Here is a 16485-nt window from a genome sequence, read left to right on the forward strand (position 1 = left end):
GGCCGCCCCCTGCGGTCAACTCAGGTCACGGAACCGCTGGACGATGATGATGACGAACCCGACGAGCAGCGGTGCGGTGATCAGATCGAGGATCCGGACGACCTTCCGCCGCGCCGGCTGCGCGGTGAGCTGCACCACGATCCGGGCGATGAGCGCCAGCATCAGCAGGGTGAGCACGGTCGCCTGGACGGGCCCGGCCCGGGCCACACTGAGAGCGATGGCAGTCATTCAACGCCCACCTGTCGCGCCGGGACGTCGGCCCAGCCCGTCCCGGACCAGCTCGGTCAGGGAGGCGAGCGACGCGACCGCGGTGAGGGTGGTGAGCCCGAGCAGCGGTGACCATCGGTGCAGGTGGATCATTCCCTGCGCGACCAGGACGCCGAGGGCGAGACTGAGCGCGACGCCGACCACGAAGCGGCTGAGGCCGTCCGGTATCCGGATCAGACGCGCGCAGGCCAGTCCTGGTGCCACGGCGATGTAGACGGGAACGCTGACCGCACGCAGGATGCCCGGCACGTCCCAGACGACGAGGGCGAGGACGCCGCCGCCGGCGAAGAGCGTCACCAGCGCCGGCCACGGCGTACGCGACGGGGAATCCGTCGGCGACAAAGCTGGATCGGCATCGACAACGGACTCGACGATCTCGGTCACCGGTCGCCCCTTTCGCTGCTGCCGAGGACGTAGACCCTCGCATCGGGATTGGTGTAGACGAGCCGAAACTGTCCAGAGTCGACGACCTGGCGTTCCAGGTCCGGGCCCCACCCCCGCGGCTTGCCCAGGAACGACTCCGCGAAGACGTACTGCCCCTTTGTCATGATCAGGTAGGCGCCCTTCGGGTTGCGCCGCATCTCTTCCTCGATGGCGGTGACCGTCGTCGGGCCGAGGTCCTCGCCGATGGGTCGGTACCGGTACCGTTCGACGCCCTGCGCCCGCCAAGGGACGTTGGAGGTCACCGAGACGAACGAGACGCCCGCCGGCGCGTGCGCGTAGAGCCACTCCACGGCCCGGTGGTCGGCCGGCCGCACCTGCTCGAAGGCCTCGTTCCCGTATCGGGCGACGAAGAACGCGCCGATGAGGACGGTGCTCAGGACACCCGCCGTCAGGGCCGCGAGGCCGCGACGCCGTGCCGGCCACACGGGGACCACCAGCGCGGCCAGCAGGATCGTCACGAACGGCAGGGCGAAGGCGTAGACCCGAAGGAAGATCTCGCCGCCGTAGCTCTGCATCGCCAGGAGCAGGAAGGGCGCCCCGGCGAGCGCCAGGAGCCCCAGGTCGCCCTGTCCCCGGCGCATCCGCCGCCACGCGCCGACGGCCGCCAGCCCCCAGACCACCACGGTCAGGACGAGTCGCAACAGCACCACCGTCTGGTGCCCCTCGTCGCCGCGCACCCGTTCGACCGCCCCGTGGTTGATGGTGCCGCCGACGCTCCCGACGGAGCCGAACATGTCGTCCAGGTGCCCCGCCCAGTACGTGACGGCGCCGTAGCTGATGTAGGCCATCAGCATGACGGCGAGCAGGACCGGCAGCGTACGGAGCGTGCAGCGGCGGACCAGCACCAGGGCGCCGACGCCGACCACGATCGCCATCGGGGTGAGCTGGTGGCTCACGGTGCTGGCCGCGAAGACGGCGAGGACCACCGCGACCAGACCGACGAGCGAGGCCGAACTGGCCCTTTGCGCCACCGGTTCGAGCAGCAGCGGCTGCGGCGGGAGCCGGAGCAGGCGCAGCAGCAGACCGACCGGGCTCCTCGGGGGTCGCTCGCGGTGCAGGCCGCCGTACCAGATCGGGCGGAACCAGCGGAGCAGCACCATCAGCAGGACCAGGTAGAAGAGGTAGTTCATCGCCTGGGGGCCGAGGTAGTCCTGCCCCACCCAGTTGGCCGGGAAGAACAGCCAGACGGCGAGCCACGCCGTCCGCGCGTCGGCCGACGTCACCCGGGCCAGCCGGAACACCACGGCGCCGTAGAGCAGGTTGAACCCCACGGGCGCCCAGGCGAGCAGCGGCATGGCGTCCGGTATGCCGGCCGCCCGCGTCGCCATGGCCGTCAGCGCGAAGAAACCCGGCCAGCTGAACCGGGCGTCCAGCTCCGGCAACGTCTCCCCGGTACGGGCGATGTAGTCGGCGAAGCCGACGTGCAGCCAACCGGAGATGACGCGCGGCAGCGGCTCGATGACGGGCGCCGCGCCGAAGAGCAGGACGACGAGCACCACCGCGTGCGCGGCGAGCAGGGTGTCGGCGGCGGGGCGGGTGCGGAAGACGCCGCGGAGGAAGCTCGCGGTCAGCAGGGCGAGAGCCACGTACAGCTCGGGCCGGAGCGCGGTGACCAGCCCGAGCGAGCCGATGTCGGCGACGTCCCCCCGACGCAGGGCCCACACCCCGAGCGCGAGCGCCGCCGCGGGCGCGGCCCACTCGGCGACGGCGAGCAGGCCGTTTCGTACCCGCTGGCCGGCTGCGGCCGGGGCCGCCAGCAGGCCCGCGTCGCCACTCACGACGGGCCCCGCAGCAGCCGCACCATCGACGGCAGGACGGCGGCCGCCACCACGACCTGTCCGGCGAGGTACGCCATGCCGACCCCGACGACGCCGATCTCGGCCATCGCGACCAGCGCCAGCGACACGACCAGGGTGCTCGTGGACGCGTGCACGGCGATGATGCGCCCCACCCGGCGTTGCACCCGGGACACCGCGACGAAGACGGTCAGCACCAGCTTGGGCAGCACCGCGACGGCGAAGAGCCGCAGGCTGTCGGAGCCGGTCGAGGCGTAGTCACTGCCGAACAGGGTCAGCAGCAGCGGCGCCGACACGCAGAGCAGGACGACCGCCGGTACGAAGAGGAGCAGGCCTCGTCGCAGCATCTGCCGTGCGTACGCCGCGAGCCGCGACTCGTCGGCGGCGGCCTCCACGGTCAGCGAGGTGCCGAAGTGGTAGGCCACCAGCTCCAGGGAGCCGCCGAGCAGCCAGGCCACGTAGAAGACTCCGTTGGCCTCCGCGCCCAGCCGGGCGGTCACGATCAAGGGCAGTGCGTTCGTGCCGGCCTGCATGAACAGGTATCCGACGTAGTCCAGCGCCACGAACCGGGCGAGCACCCGACGGTCGGGCAGCGTCGCTTCGGTACGGCGGGCCCGCAGCCGGGGCAGCAGCCGGCGGAAGACCAGCACGTTGACGGGGATGAGGGTCGCGACGACCGCCAGGTTCCACGATACGAAGATGCCCAGGCTCGGTACGGCGCCGGCGAACAGCACCAGTAGCGCGATCTTGATGGTCCCGAAGGCGGTGTTCTCGACCGGTACCCACACCACCCCGCGCAGGGCGGTGAGCACGCTGTCCTGCAGGGTGAAGACGGACCAGCCGGCGACGCAGAGGGCGAACGCCACCGCGAGCAGGGGAGTGCGGTGCAGGAATTCGAGCCGGTCGGCGACGATGGGTGCGAGCAGCAGGAACCCACCGCTCAGGACGAGCGCCGCAAGGCAGCTGACCCCGTAGGCGTACCCGACCAGCCGGCTGCCCTGCGTGGCGGCGGTCGGCAGGAAGCGGGCGAGCGCCCCGTTCAGGTTGAGCTGGGAGAGGTTGCTCAGGAACGACATCGTGGACACCATCGCCGCGCCGATGCCCAACTCGGCCGGTGAGTAGAGGCGGGCGGCGAGAGCCCAGTACGCGATGCCGAGCAGCGAGCTCACCGCCGTGTTGAGCATCAGCGCGTAGACGTTGCCGTTCAGCGGGTCGCGCAGGTGCTGGCGCAGCCGTACGCCGATCGGCTCGGCGACGGTGCCGACGCCGGGAGCCGTGCGACCGGCCGACGCGTCGGCGGTCCCGGCCCGTTGGGCGCTCACGAGGTCACCCCTCCTCCCCGTCCCTGGTGCGCTCTCCCTGCCGTCACGAGGTCGGCTGGCTCAGCCGCGGACGCGCGCTGTGCACCAGGTGGCGGGCGCGTCGGTACGCGCGCCAACCCCGGGTGCGCAACCGCTCGCCCCGCCACGCCAGCGGCCAGCCGGTGCCGTCGAGCAGGGCCGCGATCCCGGCGACGCCGGTGTCCCGCTCGATCAGCACCCGGGCGATGGCGAGGACGTCGTCGTCCGGGTGGCTGAGCGCGTTCTTGACCGCGCAGGCGGAGGAGTAGCCCGCGGCGCGCACCGCGGTCCGCACGGCGGTGCTGTGGTAGCCGTACGGATAGGCAAACGATCGGACCGCCGTCCCCGTTCCCTTTTCCAGCACCTGTCGGCTCCCCGCGATCTCCTGGTGCAGCTCGGCCGGGCGGAGACAGTCGAGGGCGCGGTGGCTCCGGCTGTGCGACCCGATCTCCACCCCGTGCGAGCGCAGCTCACGGAGCTGGTCCCAGTCGACCGACGGATCCCCGTCCGGCGGCGGCGCCACGCCCACCCGCGCGGCGAGAACGTACGCGGTCGCCGTGAGCCCGTGCCGGCGCAGCGTCGGCAGCGCGGTCTCGACGAGGTCGGGGAAGCCGTCGTCGAAGGTGATCAGCACTGGTCGCGGCGGCAACGGGGCCAGCCCGCGCAGCGCGGCCGCGTAGCCGCTCACCGTCATCGCCGTCCGCCCGCGCTCCCGGATCAGCGCCAGCTGCTCATCGAAGTCGCCCGGCGACACCGACCAGCGCAGGGTGCCGTCGCGGCGTACGTCGCCGACGCTGTGGTAGCAGAGGACGGGGACGACCGTCTTCGGTGCACGGGTCACGGGCGACTCCGTCCGGATCGGGCCGCGGCGGCGGCGTAGTAGGCCGGTCCCAGCGCCAGCCCGCAGAATTCGAGGGCGGTCAGCGACGCGGGGTAGCCCTCCTGCTTGCGGCCGTTCTTCTCCGACCCGGGCCGCAGCGCGTAGGCCACGCCGCGAGGCAGCCGCCCCAGCAGCTCACGTCGGGCGGTGGGGTCGGTCGCCAGGCACTTCGTCAGCACGGCGCCGAGGCCGACCCCGTACCGGTACATGGTTCGTCGCAGTGCGCGCAGCTCGCGTCGGTGCGTGTGCCAGACGATGGCCCCCGGTTCGTAGGTCAGCGCGTGGCCGGCCAGCACCGTACGCAGCAGCACGTCGATGTCCTCCCCGCTGCGCAGCCGCGGATCGAAGCCGCCCAGCCGGCGTAGCGCGTCGATGCGGAACGCCATGTTGGCGCCGGAGCCGTACGATCCGGGCAGGTACGGGTAGAGCGACGGCGTCGGTAGGTCGACCCGACGCGCGCCGCCTCCGTAGAGCGTGGCGAACCCGGCCCGGTAGAACTGCCGCCGCTGGCAGCCCTTGCCGTAGCCGCCGTACTGCTCCAGCCAGATCTGCGACGGGGTGTCGAGTTCCCGGGCCAGGACCTGACCGGTCACACCGGCCACGCCGTCGTCGGTGAAACCGTCGACGAGGCTGCGCAACCAATCCCGGTCGACGGTGACGTCGTCGTCGGCGAAGGCGACGATCTCGCCCCGCGCCTCGGCGAGCCCCCGATTGCGGGCGTGCGCGACGCCGGGTCGCGGTTCGCCGGTGTAGCGGAACCGGGGATCCTCGGCGGCGCGCCCGGCGACGATCCGCGCGGTGTCGGCGACCTGCGGCGTGTTGTCGACGACGACGATCTCGTAGCGGGGGTAGTCGAGCGTGGCGAGCGAGTCGAGGGTGGACTCGAAGCGCGGCGTGCGTCCACACGTGGGCACGACCACGCTCACGAACGGGGCGGGCCCCACCGCCGGTCGACGGGACGGACACGACCCGACGCCGACGGGTGCGCCCGCTCCGGCGAACCCGGTCTCCCCGGCGCCGCCGGTCTCCCCGACCGGGCCGGGCTCGAGCCGGTCGAGTGGGGGCAGGCCGTCGTGTCGCAGGTGCTCGTCGATCGCCGCGGAGAGGCGGGCCCGGATCGCGGCGCCGAGCGCCGGCGCGGTCAGCCCGCCGGCCGGCAGTGCGACGTCGACCAGCCCGAGCGGTTGCCCGTGCAGCCGGACCAGGATCTGTGCCGCGCCGTACCGGGTGCCGTCCGGGCCACCCGTGTCGGGCAGGTCGGTCATCCCCTCGGAGAGCTCGACGGTGAGCACCCGTACCGGCACCGGACCCGCCGGGCGCCGGGGGGCGGGCCCGCCGACCGCCCGGGAGGCACGCCGGGTCTGGGCCGAGACGTAGCCCGCGGCGGTCACGAGCAGCCCGGCGACGATCGCCCCGGACCGCAGCAGCCCGGCGCGGTCGCCGGCGCGGGCCTGGCGCAGCCCGCGCCGCACCCCTGCCGGGAGGGTGCGGCGGGTGTACGTGCGCTCCATGGCGAGCGCGGCGTCGCTGCCCACCAGTCGGGCGACGACCGCCTTGGACCGCCCCTCGGAGAAGCAGCGTTGCCGGAAGTAACGCCAGGTCGCCCGGTCCATCGTCACCCGGTGCCGGACCCGGGCCGCCGGTTCGTACAGCACCACGCCGTCCGGCTCGACCTGCCGGATGCGGATGCAGAGCTCCGTCTCCTCGCAGCCCACCGGCGTCCGACCGACCCGACCGAGCGCCGGGTCGAAGCCTGAGGTGCGGTCCAGGACCGACCGGCGGAAGGACATGTTGCACCCGATCACGTTGCGGACGGGGGCGACCTCCGTGGGCTGGCCGGTGAAGCTGCACCCGACGACCCAGTCGAACTCGGCGGGCAGCCAACGCGGCCGCTCCTCCTCCCAGGCCGGTACGGCGTGGCCGCCGACCGCTAGCACCCGCTCGTCCCGATAGTGCGGAAGCAGCCGGGCCAGCCAGTCGGGCTCGGCCTCTGCGTCGTCGTCGAGGAAGGCGACGATCTCGCCGCTCGCCTGGGCCAGTCCGGTGTTGCGGGCAGCCGAGAGGCCGCGCGGGCCGGCGCTGGGCACGATGGTCAGCTCGGGGAACGTGGCGCGCACCCGCTCCAGCAGCGCCGGGTTGTGGTCGACGACCACGACGACCTGTGCCGCCGGTACGTCCTGCGCCAGCACGGAGCGGACCGCCCGGACGATCTGAGGCCACCGCCGCTCGGTGTAGACGCAGATGACGACGGTGACGGTCAGCGCCACCTCGGTCCGGGCCGGCGCCTGGGGAGCGGGTACGGAGATCAGCTCAGACGTTGACGAGGACGCGTTCGACGTTGCCGCGGATCCAGCGTGGATCGTCATGGTCACCTTCCGAGTCGATGAAGAGCAGGACGTGGCGCAGCCAGTAGAGGAGCAGGGCCGGCCGTGGCGGGATGTGGTCCAGCCAGGCGGCGGCCTCGCCGGCGGGGACGTCGAGCGTCCGGTCGATGCCGTGCCGCAGCGCGTGCACGACGATCTCGCCGAGATCCTCGCCGCGGGCCAGCCGCCGGGCGAGGACGTGCAGGTGCAGCAGGTCGTGCAGGGGGAGTTGACGGGCCGAGGCGCGGTCCCAGTCGACGATTCCGGTCACCTGCCCGTCGGGCGAGGTGGCCAGCAGGTTGCCGGGCCAGAAGTCGCCGTGGATCCAGGAGGTGTGCACGGTGCGGCCGACGAGGGCGGCGACGAGCTCCTCCCGCAGCCGCCAGAGCACGTCGAGGAGCCGGTCGCGTTGCGGGTGGGTGGCGGCGAACCCCTCCAGCCGCCGCAGCGGGACGTCCACCCACTGCACCACCAAGGCCCGGTCGAGCAGGGTCCGCTCCCGGGTACGCAGGTGGAGGTCGCGGATGACCCGGTTGGCGGAGGCGAGCAGGGCGGTCCGCCGGGTACGCCGCAGCATCATCCCGCTCGCCGGAGCGCCCCGCAGCGCCACCTCCACGCAGTAGAAGCGCCCCTCGACCGTTCCCTGAGCCGCGCAGTACGGCAGGACCCGACGCAGGCCGGGCAGGTGTGGATTCGTCCACAGCAGGTCGAGCACCTCGGCCTGGCGCCGCAGCCCCTCGACAGCCTGGTCGGTCCAGGGCACCTTGACCATGTAGCGGTCGCCGGCTCCGCTGCCCCGCACTGTGGCCACGGCGACGGACGTGCTGGTGAAGGCGACGGTCTCGGTCCGCCACCGCGCGTCGTCGGTGCCGGTCGCCCGGGCGACCAGGCGAGGGGCGACGGCGGCGGTCCAGCTCCGTTGCGGCCGGTGCAGCCAGCAGGCGAGCCGATCCCGCAGGACCGGCTGCGCCCACTGCACGGCGCCCCTCACCGGACCGTCCGCTCGACGTAGTGCCGCCAGATCCGGCCGAGCGCATCCCCGAGCACCAGTTCCGGCGCTCGGTCGGCGTCCACGCGCTCCAGGTGGGGAATGCGCCGGCGCAGGCGTCGGTACTGCTCGCGTTCCGCCTCGAGGTGCTCGGGGTCGTACTCCCCGGAGCGGCGGTACATGACCGAGCCCGGGACGTCCAGCAGCAGCACCACGTCCGGTGCCGGGCAGAGGCGGCTCAGCAACTGGAAGTACGGCCGCTTGAGCCGGACCAGCGGCCCGCGCGGCGGCAGCAGGGCGTCGTAGACGTAGCGGTCGAAGACCACCAGCCGGCCCAGCGCCCGGTGGCGCACCGCCGTCAGGTAGCGGCGCCACACGGTGAACGGGCGCAGCAGGACGCGTACCCCCTGCTCGGCGGTGCTGCGCGGTGCCTCGTTCGACGGCCAGAGGCCCATGTAGACGCGGCGTACCGGGAAGTAGAACGTCGACTCGATAGCCTGGGCCAGGGTGGACTTCCCGGAGCCGTCGGGGCCGATCAGGGCGACGCCTACACCCCGTCGGCTCCACGCCTGCAGCGGCCGTTCGATCGAGCGCAGGGCGGCCGAGCCGACGAGACGGCGGGCCGCGCTCGCCGGACGGGCCCGCCAGCAGGCGGCGAGCAGTTGCCGACGGATCGCCGGCAGTGCCGCGGGCGGGTGACCGGCCCGCCAGTACGCCAGTAGCACCCGGCCCGCCCGCTCCGGCAGCGCCCGGGCGAGTGGACCGTCGAGCGTGGCATGGCCCTCCAGTTGTCGCAGCCGACGAAGGTGGTGGTCGGCGACGCTGCGCTTGTCGAGCACGCAGTGCAGCAGCAGCGCCCAGAACTCGTCCCCGGGCGCGAGCACCCACACGCCGTCCTGGCGTGCGCGGTGACCCAGGCAGCCCCCGGCTGCCGGGGTGCGCACCTCGAAGTGACGGCCGTAGGCGAGCTCGGTCACCAGGTCAAGTTCGACCCACGAGCCGGTGGCCGGGTCGAGGCCGAGGAAGAACCGGTGGGTGCCCCGGCCGTGACTGGTCAGGCGGATCAGGCCGTGGGCCTCGACGACGGCCACGGCCCTCGCGAGATCGGCCGGCGCGACCAGGACGTCCAGGTCCCCGGGGACGATGAGTGCCTCCGGACCGCCGCGTAGCAGGCACCAGCGCACGTCGGCCTCATCCAGGCCGGACAGCACCGCCCGGGCGAGCCCATGCGCGGCCGTCGCCGGCTGCGCCGGCCCTGGCGGTTCCGGATGGCCCCCCACCACCGTCGCCGCCGGGACGGTCGCCTCGTCGCCTCTCATCGCGTCTCCGAAAGCTGTGTGGTTGCGGCGGTCAGGCGGAGGCACTGGGCCGCCGGTACCGCGGGCGCCGGCGGCCCCGGGTCGACGGGGAACGTGGACTCCACGGGTGTGTCGGTCCGCAGGGGGACGTATCGCACCTCGTACGGCCCGAGGCGGAGCGGCCGTCCCTGCATCTCCAGGTCGATCGGCTCGTCCTCGGTGTGCACGAGGAGGACGCCCTCCCGGCCGCGGACCAGGCCGAGCTCCGGCACCGGCCAGGAGACGGGGTCGGGCCCGGCGCGGTCGGCGAGCACCTGTTGCAGCCGGGCGACCGCATCCGCGTACGGGAGGGGGCGGCCCTCGTCGTGGCGGTCCGTCGAGCTCCACAGCGCCGGCCCGTGCTCCTTGCCGGTGTCGCCCTGGGGTTCCCAGATCAACGCCGTCGTCGCCCCCTGGTCGGCCATGTGCAGCAGGGCGGCGACGGCCCGGCCGGTCAGTTTCCGTTGGCCGGCGGCGTCGGCCCGGCCCACGTGGAACTCGCTCCACCAGATCGGCAGGGACGTCCGCTGGCGCAGCCATCGGGTGAGTGCGCCGAAGAGTGCGCTGCTGACGGTGGTCGCCGTGATCCTGCCCTGATCGCGCGTCGACAGCCCGGCGTCGACGGCGACGAAGTCCGCGCCGTGCTTGTGCCGGAGCCAGTAGTCCAGCGCGTCGAGACCACGCTGGTCGACCACGCCGCAGGCTCCGGCGAGCGCCGACGGGTGACTGGCGGTCTTCCGGCTCGCCCAGATGTCGATGACGACGTACGGACCACCGACGGCGATGGCGGGGTCCACCGCCTTGAGCGCGTCGTACACGACGTTGTAGAGGTTGGTGTAGGACTCGTAGTCCCAGCGGTTCCGCGCTTCGTCCCAGAAGCCCTTCATCTCGTTCCAGACCTGGTAGTGCCGTACGTCGGGGTAGCGCCGGGCGACCGCCGCGGCCAGCGCGGCGAAGTCGGCGTAGTGCTGTGGGCGGGGTGCGGCGTGCAGCCGGTTCCAGTCGGTCTGTCCCGCGCGTCCACCCTTCATCCAGTCCGGCGCGCAGCAGAGCGTGATGACCGGGGTGCCGCCGGTCGACCTGATCAGCCCCATCCGCCGGTCCAGCGAGGACCAGTCGAACCTTCCCGGGCTCGGCTCCGGGTTCTCCGTGCCCCAGCCGAAGATGTGCTGGTTCTGGTAGCTGGCCGTCGCGGTCAGGATGGCCTTGGCGGAGGCGATGGCGGGCGGGCTGCCCCAGTCGTCGATCGAGTGCCGGGTGTGGGTGACGCCGACGGAGAGCGTGCCCGGGTCGGGGCGGTGGCCCTGTGGCGCGGACCAGTCGTATCCGGCCGCGTCGGAGCCGAGCGGGGAGGGTTCGGCGCCGTGGGGAGCATCCGGGGCGGGGCGGCCGAAGATCCCGAGCAGCGTGATCGCGGTCAGGGCCGCGGTGGGGCCCAGCCAGCGGGGGACGGCTGGCCGGGGGCCCGACCGGCGAGGCGGTGTACGGCTCATGCACTACTCCCGAACCGGCCGGAGCGCCAGGATCCGCCGGGCGCCGCTGCGGGCACGCTGGACCAGCGGCGTGATCGGCAGCCGCTCGAACCGGTAGCTGGCGTAGTCCTGGCTGACGGCGCCGAAGCGGCTCTTGAACAGCTCCAACGAGGAGACCCGTGCCGAGTCGCCCATGTTGTAGGCCGTGCAGCCGGCGTCGGCGGCGTCGGCGATCGCCGACTTGTGCAGCAGGTAGTTGGCGTAGACCGGGCCGGCGAGCTTCTCCAGCATCGCGCCGCGCCAGTACATCGCCGTCGTCGTGCCGAGGAGCACGACGATCGCGGCGACCGGTCGCCCCTCGTGGTACGCGGCGTAGATCCGGCAACGGGAGCCCAGCATGGCCGCGACGGTGCGCAGCTTCCGGTGCGGCTCCCGTCGGGCCGCCAGCCGCCGGGCGAGCGGGAGCGGGAGACGGTCCCGCCGCGCCCAGCGGTCGACGGACTCGCTGTAGAGCTGGTGGAAGACGGCGACCAGGCGGCCCTCGTCGTCACGCTCGACGACCACGCCGGCCCGCTCCGCCCGGCGGATCCGGTTACGGGTGTCGCTGCGGAACCGCTTGCGCCAGACCTCGTCGAAGCCACCGTCGAGGAAGAGCGTCTGCGCCATCCGCTCCTGGCGCAGCACCCTCGCCGGCACCACCGCGTCCCAGGTCCCGGCCGTCGCCGGGTCGGGGCGGACCAGGGTGCTCAGCACGCGCCGCCGCGCCAGGTCGGCGACCACCATGCGGACGTCATCCGGGCCGACCTCACCGCCGTCGCAGACCAGCCCGCCCGGTCCCCAGCCGACGGGGAGCCCGAAGTCCGTCGCGAGGATCGGACCGAGCCCCGGGCGACGTACGAGCGGAAGGACGAGGCGCCTTCCGTCGACGGTCTCGTAGAGCCGCGAGACGTCCTCGTAGCCTTCGACCGTGCACACGCAGCGGAGCCAGGTCGGCGTCTGGCTGGGCAGGGCGGTCGGTGCGGAGGCGAGCACCTGCTCCCACACGTCGGCCGGGGCAGGACTCGTCACCCGCAGCGGTCGCGGGTCGCCGGGGGCCGGCCCGAGGCGGGGCTCGAGGCTGGTCCCCGCGCTCACGACGTGCCCAGCCGGAGGTCGGCGTGCCAGTAGCGCTGGGTGGCGTCGTTGCTGGCCATGACCACCATGCCGGTGGCGCTGGTGACGTCCTGCTTGGTGGTCGTCACATTGTTCAGGTTGGGTGACGTGGCGTCCCTGATGATCGGGGTGCCGCGGCCTTCGGGAAAGGCGATGGCGTCCATCGGGGAGCTCTTCATGAAGATCGTTCCCGGGTAGCCCGTGTAGGGGCAGCCACTGTCCGGCGCGGTCATGAAGACGTACAGCGTCTGCTGTTCGGAGTCGAGCAGCAGGACGGGCCGGGTGTGGCAGTCCCTGATCCGCCCGACCGGATAGCTGGACCAGTCGCCGGTCGACGGGTCCCGGGCGAGCAGCATGATCAAGGGCGCCGAGGACGAGGCGCCGGCGTCGTCGAGCCCGGTCTTGATGGCCGCGAAGACCCGTCCGGAGGCGTCGGCCTGGAGGGCCTTCAGGTTGATGTGGTCGTCAGAGCTGTTCGGGCCCTGGACCGCCGTACGAGTGACGTCCCAGGTGGAGCGCGACGTGCCGCCGACGTGCTCGGCGAAGTAGATGGCCGACGCCGCCTGGTTGCTCCACATCACTCCGGTGCGACCGTCGCCGAAGCTCACCACCGCCGAGATGTCGTCGCTGGACAGGTTGGCGGCCGCGGCGACCGGCAGCACGAACGGGGTGCCCCAGACCGCGTCCCCGCCCGTCGTGTTGTTCACGTAGACCTTCGAGCCCTGGGTCCAGGTCGCCCAGAGCACGCCCGTCGAGTCCTTGTCGATGGTCAGGGTCTCCGTGGAGTAGCTGGTGATCTGCACCGGGAAGCCGGTGTCACGGGTGTAGGTCCTCGTCGCGGCGTCGTAGCTGAAGCGGTAGAGCCGGGCCGGGTTTCCGGACGCCGCGCCGGTCGAGGAGCTGGCGCGCACGTGCGAGGAGACGTAGAGCCTGGTGCCGTCCCACCGCACGTCGGAGCGGGTCTTCGGCCGGTTGTCGACGATGGTCCCGGTGTCGACCCACTGCTCGGTGGAGCGATCCAGCCGGAAGATGTGGTGGGTCTGGCTGCTGGTGTGGAACAGCACCGCCCACCAGGCGCCGTCGTTCCACCACAGCTTGCTCTCCGGCTTCTCTCCGGTCGCCGCCGAACCGTCGCCGGAGGTGGACGGGCCGACGAAGCCGATGTCGCCGGCGGCGGCGCCGGCCGGTGTGGGGAGCCCACCGGGAACGGGTGCGGCACCGAACAGCACCCCGACCAGCAGGGCGAGGGCGAGGCTGCCGCGCGTCACCCGGGCTTGCGGACGCATCATGAGCTGGCCACCTCACTGAGTGCCGGACCGGCCGGCTCGGTTGTCAGGGGCTGCCACCGGTCCAGCACCCGGTGGTCGATCGGGTCCACCACCGGTCGAGGGCGCCGTACGACCCGCTCCCGGATCAGGGTCCGGAGCACCCGCTGCCCGTCCCGGAAGGTGTGCAGGTTCGAGGTGCCGCAGCGGCGCGGGAGTTCGTTGCTCGGCACCTCGGCGATGCGCAGGTTCGCCTTCAGCGCGTGGACCACGAGTTCGGTCTCGATCTCGAAGCCATGCGCGGTCAGGGCGAGCGCCGGCAGGCAGTCACGACGGAACGAGCAGAAGCCGTAGCACAGGTCGGTGAAGTGGACGAGGAACAGGCTGTTCGTCAGCCGCACCAGCATCTGGTTTCCCGTCCGGCGCAGCGGGGTCAGGTCGGTCGATCCGCCGCCGGCCAGGAACCGGGAGCCCTTGACGAAGTCGTAGCCGTTCATGAGCGGGGTGACGAAGCAGTGGATCTCGGCGGGATCCATGCTGCCGTCGGCGTCGATCATCACGATCAGGTCGCCGGTCGCCGCGGCGAACGCCACCCGCGCCGCGTCGCCCTTGCCCCGGCAGTTCTGCGTCACCACCACGATGTCCGGCCGGAGGGCGCGGGCGACCTCGACGGTACGGTCCGACGAGTGCCCGTCAACGAGGACCACCTCGTCGACGATCGGCGGCATGCGCTCGAGCACCCACCCGATGTTCTTCTCCTCGTTGAGCGTCGGGATGACCACGCTCACCGTCTGTCGCTTGGGACCGACGTTGCCGATCGCGGTGTCGCTCTCCGGGCGTTCCCGCATCCGCAGGATGCTCAGTGGCCGGTCGTCATGCCCCGGCGGTGGTGCCGTGAGTGGCGGCGCGGACAGCAGGCTGGGGACCGGGGTGTCGATGTCCCGGTCCAGTGTCACCGGATCCCCTTTCGCAGGGACGCCGCGAGACCGTTCGGTGGTGTGGAGGTCGGTCTTCGTACCGCCAGCGGTGACATTGGATGTGCCTGCCATCAGCCCCTCTTTCCCCCGTGAACCCGCGCATGGCCGGGCCTTTTAGTACGTAATGTCTGAATTGCCCAGATCCGGCCCTCTTGGACTGGGATGAACAGGAGGCAAAGCTAACATCGGGCAATTTCGTACACGCCGGATTTATGTGATGAGAGGGATTTGCGGGCCAGGCGTCGCGCGGCCGGGCGAGTTGATCGAGAGGTCACCAGCCGCCCGGGTGCGGCGCGGTCAGCCCGCCGCTCGCGCCGGTCGCGCTCGGCCGGCCGCTCGGCCGAGGCTGAACTGACCCCGACGGCAATGCGCCCCATGTACCATCGGCTCGGTGCGGCTCGGAGTTTTCCCAGCTCAGAGCTTGTTTTGGCGGCCCGTCTCTGCCAACCGCGCGCAACGGCATTGAACAGTGAGGAATCACCAGGTCAGCGCGACACGTAACTGCGGGCGTTCAGGCCTTGCTGGTCGGTGCGGCTCGGCGCGTCTGAATTGCACCCCGCCCGGGCGGTCGATGCGGCTCTGACCAGCAACGATGCGACATGCTGGTCGCCGTGACCGCCCAGCGGGCAGCGCTGCCGCCGCTGCGGGCGTTGGCTGCGCCGGCGCGAAGATCCCGAGAAGGGACTGCGATGGCACTGGCGCCACCGGCGGCTGAGGATGCACCGCCGGTCAGCGGCGTCGGGGCGGTCGCACCGCCGCCGCCCGACTGTGACCTGAGATACCTACCGGTCGACGGGGAATCAGGTCACCGGATCCGGGCTTGGGCCGAATGTGACTCCTGCACTGTTCTCCGTCCGGCTGCGCGACGAGCAGTCGGCGGCGACCCGATGACCGCCGCCGTCGACGCCCCTGAGGGTCCGTCAGCCCCGCTGACGCCGGGTGACCTGATGAGCCCCCGCCAACGCCTGCGGCTCGTCCTCGTGCTCGGGTCGCTGATCGCGGTGGGTCCGCTGACCATAGACATGTACCTGCCCGCGCTTCCCGCGATCGTCGCCGACTTCCAGACCACGTCGGCGGCGGTCCAACTGACCCTCACCGGCACGCTGGCGGGCCTCGCCCTCGGCCAGTTGCTGATCGGTCCGCTGTCCGACGCCGTCGGCCGGCGCGTGCCGCTGATCGCCGGCATCGCGCTGCACGTCGTGGCGTCGGTGCTCTGCGTCATCGCACCGAACATCGCGGTTCTCGGGGGATTGCGGGTGGTGCAGGGCCTCGGCGTCGCAGCGGCCTCGGTGGTCGGGATGGCCGTGGTCCGCGACCTGTTCAGCGGCGCGGCCTTCGCCAAGCTGCTCTCCCGGTTGCTGCTGGTCATGGGGGCGGCGCCGATCCTCGCTCCGACCCTCGGTGGCTGGCTGCTGCGCTGGACGGACTGGCGCGGCGTGTTCGTGGCTCTGGCCGCCTTCGGTGTGCTGCTCGTCGTGGTCGCCGCGTTCGGCCTCCGCGAGACGCTGCCGGCCGATCGGCGCCAGCGCGGCGGGGTGGTCGCGACGGTGACCGTGTACGGCTCGCTGCTGCGTGACCGTGCGTTCGTGGGACTGGTCTCGGTCGCCGGGCTGGCCATGGCGGCGTTGTTCGCCTACGTGGCCGGGTCGTCGTTCGTCCTGCAGGAGCAGTACGGGCTGGACGAGCAGCAGTTCGGGTTGGCCTTCGGCGCGGGCGCGGTCGGGCTGATCGCGGCGACCCAGTTCAACGTACGGCTGTTGCGCCGTTACTCGCCGCAGCAGATCCTCGTCGCCGCCCTCGGCGTGGGGGCCGGGGCTGGTCTGGCGCTGCTCGCCTTCGCCGTGACCGGGTTCGGCGGGCTGCCGAGCCTGCTGGTGTCGTTGTGGGTGGTGCTCGCGGCGGCGGGCCTCGCGATGCCGAACGCGCCGGCCCTGGCCCTGTCCCGGCACGGGGAATCGGCCGGTACGGCCTCCGCTCTGCTCGGTGCCGTGCAGTTCGGCGTCGGCGCGCTGGCCGCGCCCCTGGTGGGCGTGCTGGGCACCGGCGCGGTGGCCATGGCCCTCGTCGTTGCGGGGGGCATGGTGGCGGCGATGGCGGTGTTGATCCTGGTGGTGCGCCCGGCGCGGCTCGGCGACCTCGATCCGGTCGCGGTGGTCGTCGCAGCGCACTGAGCTCGTTGATACCGATGACCCAGTGGTACCCGG

At 72.5% G+C, this 16485-nt stretch carries 13 protein-coding genes; 1 reads left to right on the forward strand and 12 read right to left on the reverse strand.

Features of this window, described 5'->3' with window-relative positions:
* Nucleotides 1-15: 15 nt before the first annotated feature.
* The 12 genes from AC5RWQ_RS01895 to AC5RWQ_RS01950 are packed head-to-tail and all read right to left on the reverse strand — an operon-like array spanning nucleotide 16 to nucleotide 14260.
* Nucleotides 16-228: a hypothetical protein gene (locus tag AC5RWQ_RS01895; RefSeq protein ID WP_494280984.1), complete on the reverse strand. Its 213-nt coding sequence runs from the start codon at nucleotides 226-228 to the stop codon at nucleotides 16-18.
* A complete protein-coding gene (locus AC5RWQ_RS01900; RefSeq protein WP_494280985.1) occupies nucleotides 229-651 on the reverse strand; it encodes a hypothetical protein in 423 nt (140 codons plus the stop codon).
* On the reverse strand, nucleotides 648-2489 hold the full coding sequence (locus AC5RWQ_RS01905; RefSeq protein ID WP_494280986.1) for a hypothetical protein: 1842 nt from the start codon (nucleotides 2487-2489) through the stop codon (nucleotides 648-650). The genes AC5RWQ_RS01900 and AC5RWQ_RS01905 overlap by 4 nt, the downstream gene beginning before the upstream one ends.
* The gene (locus tag AC5RWQ_RS01910) at nucleotides 2486-3829 is read right to left on the reverse strand and encodes a lipopolysaccharide biosynthesis protein (RefSeq protein WP_494280987.1); all 1344 of its coding nucleotides are present in this window, start codon (nucleotides 3827-3829) and stop codon (nucleotides 2486-2488) included. The genes AC5RWQ_RS01905 and AC5RWQ_RS01910 overlap by 4 nt, the downstream gene beginning before the upstream one ends.
* A 43-nt stretch (nucleotides 3830-3872) precedes the next feature.
* Nucleotides 3873-4688 (reverse strand): polysaccharide deacetylase family protein, encoded by an 816-nt coding sequence (locus AC5RWQ_RS01915; RefSeq protein ID WP_494280988.1) that lies wholly within the window; start codon nucleotides 4686-4688, stop codon nucleotides 3873-3875.
* On the reverse strand, nucleotides 4685-7093 hold the full coding sequence (locus AC5RWQ_RS01920; RefSeq protein WP_494280989.1) for a glycosyltransferase family 2 protein: 2409 nt from the start codon (nucleotides 7091-7093) through the stop codon (nucleotides 4685-4687). The genes AC5RWQ_RS01915 and AC5RWQ_RS01920 overlap by 4 nt, the downstream gene beginning before the upstream one ends.
* Nucleotides 7038-8081 (reverse strand): phosphotransferase family protein, encoded by a 1044-nt coding sequence (locus AC5RWQ_RS01925; RefSeq protein ID WP_494280990.1) that lies wholly within the window; start codon nucleotides 8079-8081, stop codon nucleotides 7038-7040. The genes AC5RWQ_RS01920 and AC5RWQ_RS01925 overlap by 56 nt, the downstream gene beginning before the upstream one ends.
* Nucleotides 8078-9397 (reverse strand): hypothetical protein, encoded by a 1320-nt coding sequence (locus AC5RWQ_RS01930; RefSeq protein ID WP_494280991.1) that lies wholly within the window; start codon nucleotides 9395-9397, stop codon nucleotides 8078-8080. The genes AC5RWQ_RS01925 and AC5RWQ_RS01930 overlap by 4 nt, the downstream gene beginning before the upstream one ends.
* Nucleotides 9394-10908 (reverse strand): GH39 family glycosyl hydrolase, encoded by a 1515-nt coding sequence (locus AC5RWQ_RS01935; RefSeq protein WP_494280992.1) that lies wholly within the window; start codon nucleotides 10906-10908, stop codon nucleotides 9394-9396. Before AC5RWQ_RS01935 ends, AC5RWQ_RS01930 begins: the two co-directional genes overlap by 4 nt.
* A 3-nt stretch (nucleotides 10909-10911) precedes the next feature.
* On the reverse strand, nucleotides 10912-12021 hold the full coding sequence (locus AC5RWQ_RS01940) for a GNAT family N-acetyltransferase (protein ID WP_494280993.1): 1110 nt from the start codon (nucleotides 12019-12021) through the stop codon (nucleotides 10912-10914).
* On the reverse strand, nucleotides 12018-13328 hold the full coding sequence (locus AC5RWQ_RS01945; RefSeq protein ID WP_494280994.1) for a hypothetical protein: 1311 nt from the start codon (nucleotides 13326-13328) through the stop codon (nucleotides 12018-12020). The genes AC5RWQ_RS01940 and AC5RWQ_RS01945 overlap by 4 nt, the downstream gene beginning before the upstream one ends.
* The gene (locus AC5RWQ_RS01950) at nucleotides 13325-14260 is read right to left on the reverse strand and encodes a glycosyltransferase family 2 protein (protein ID WP_494280995.1); all 936 of its coding nucleotides are present in this window, start codon (nucleotides 14258-14260) and stop codon (nucleotides 13325-13327) included. The genes AC5RWQ_RS01945 and AC5RWQ_RS01950 overlap by 4 nt, the downstream gene beginning before the upstream one ends.
* A 968-nt stretch (nucleotides 14261-15228) precedes the next feature.
* Here AC5RWQ_RS01950 and AC5RWQ_RS01955 point away from each other — a divergent pair.
* Entirely contained in the window at nucleotides 15229-16452 is a 1224-nt protein-coding gene (locus tag AC5RWQ_RS01955; protein ID WP_494280996.1) for a multidrug effflux MFS transporter, read from the forward strand.
* The last annotated feature ends 33 nt before the right edge of the window (nucleotides 16453-16485 follow it).

This window comes from Micromonospora sp. BS32, from assembly GCF_059089345.1.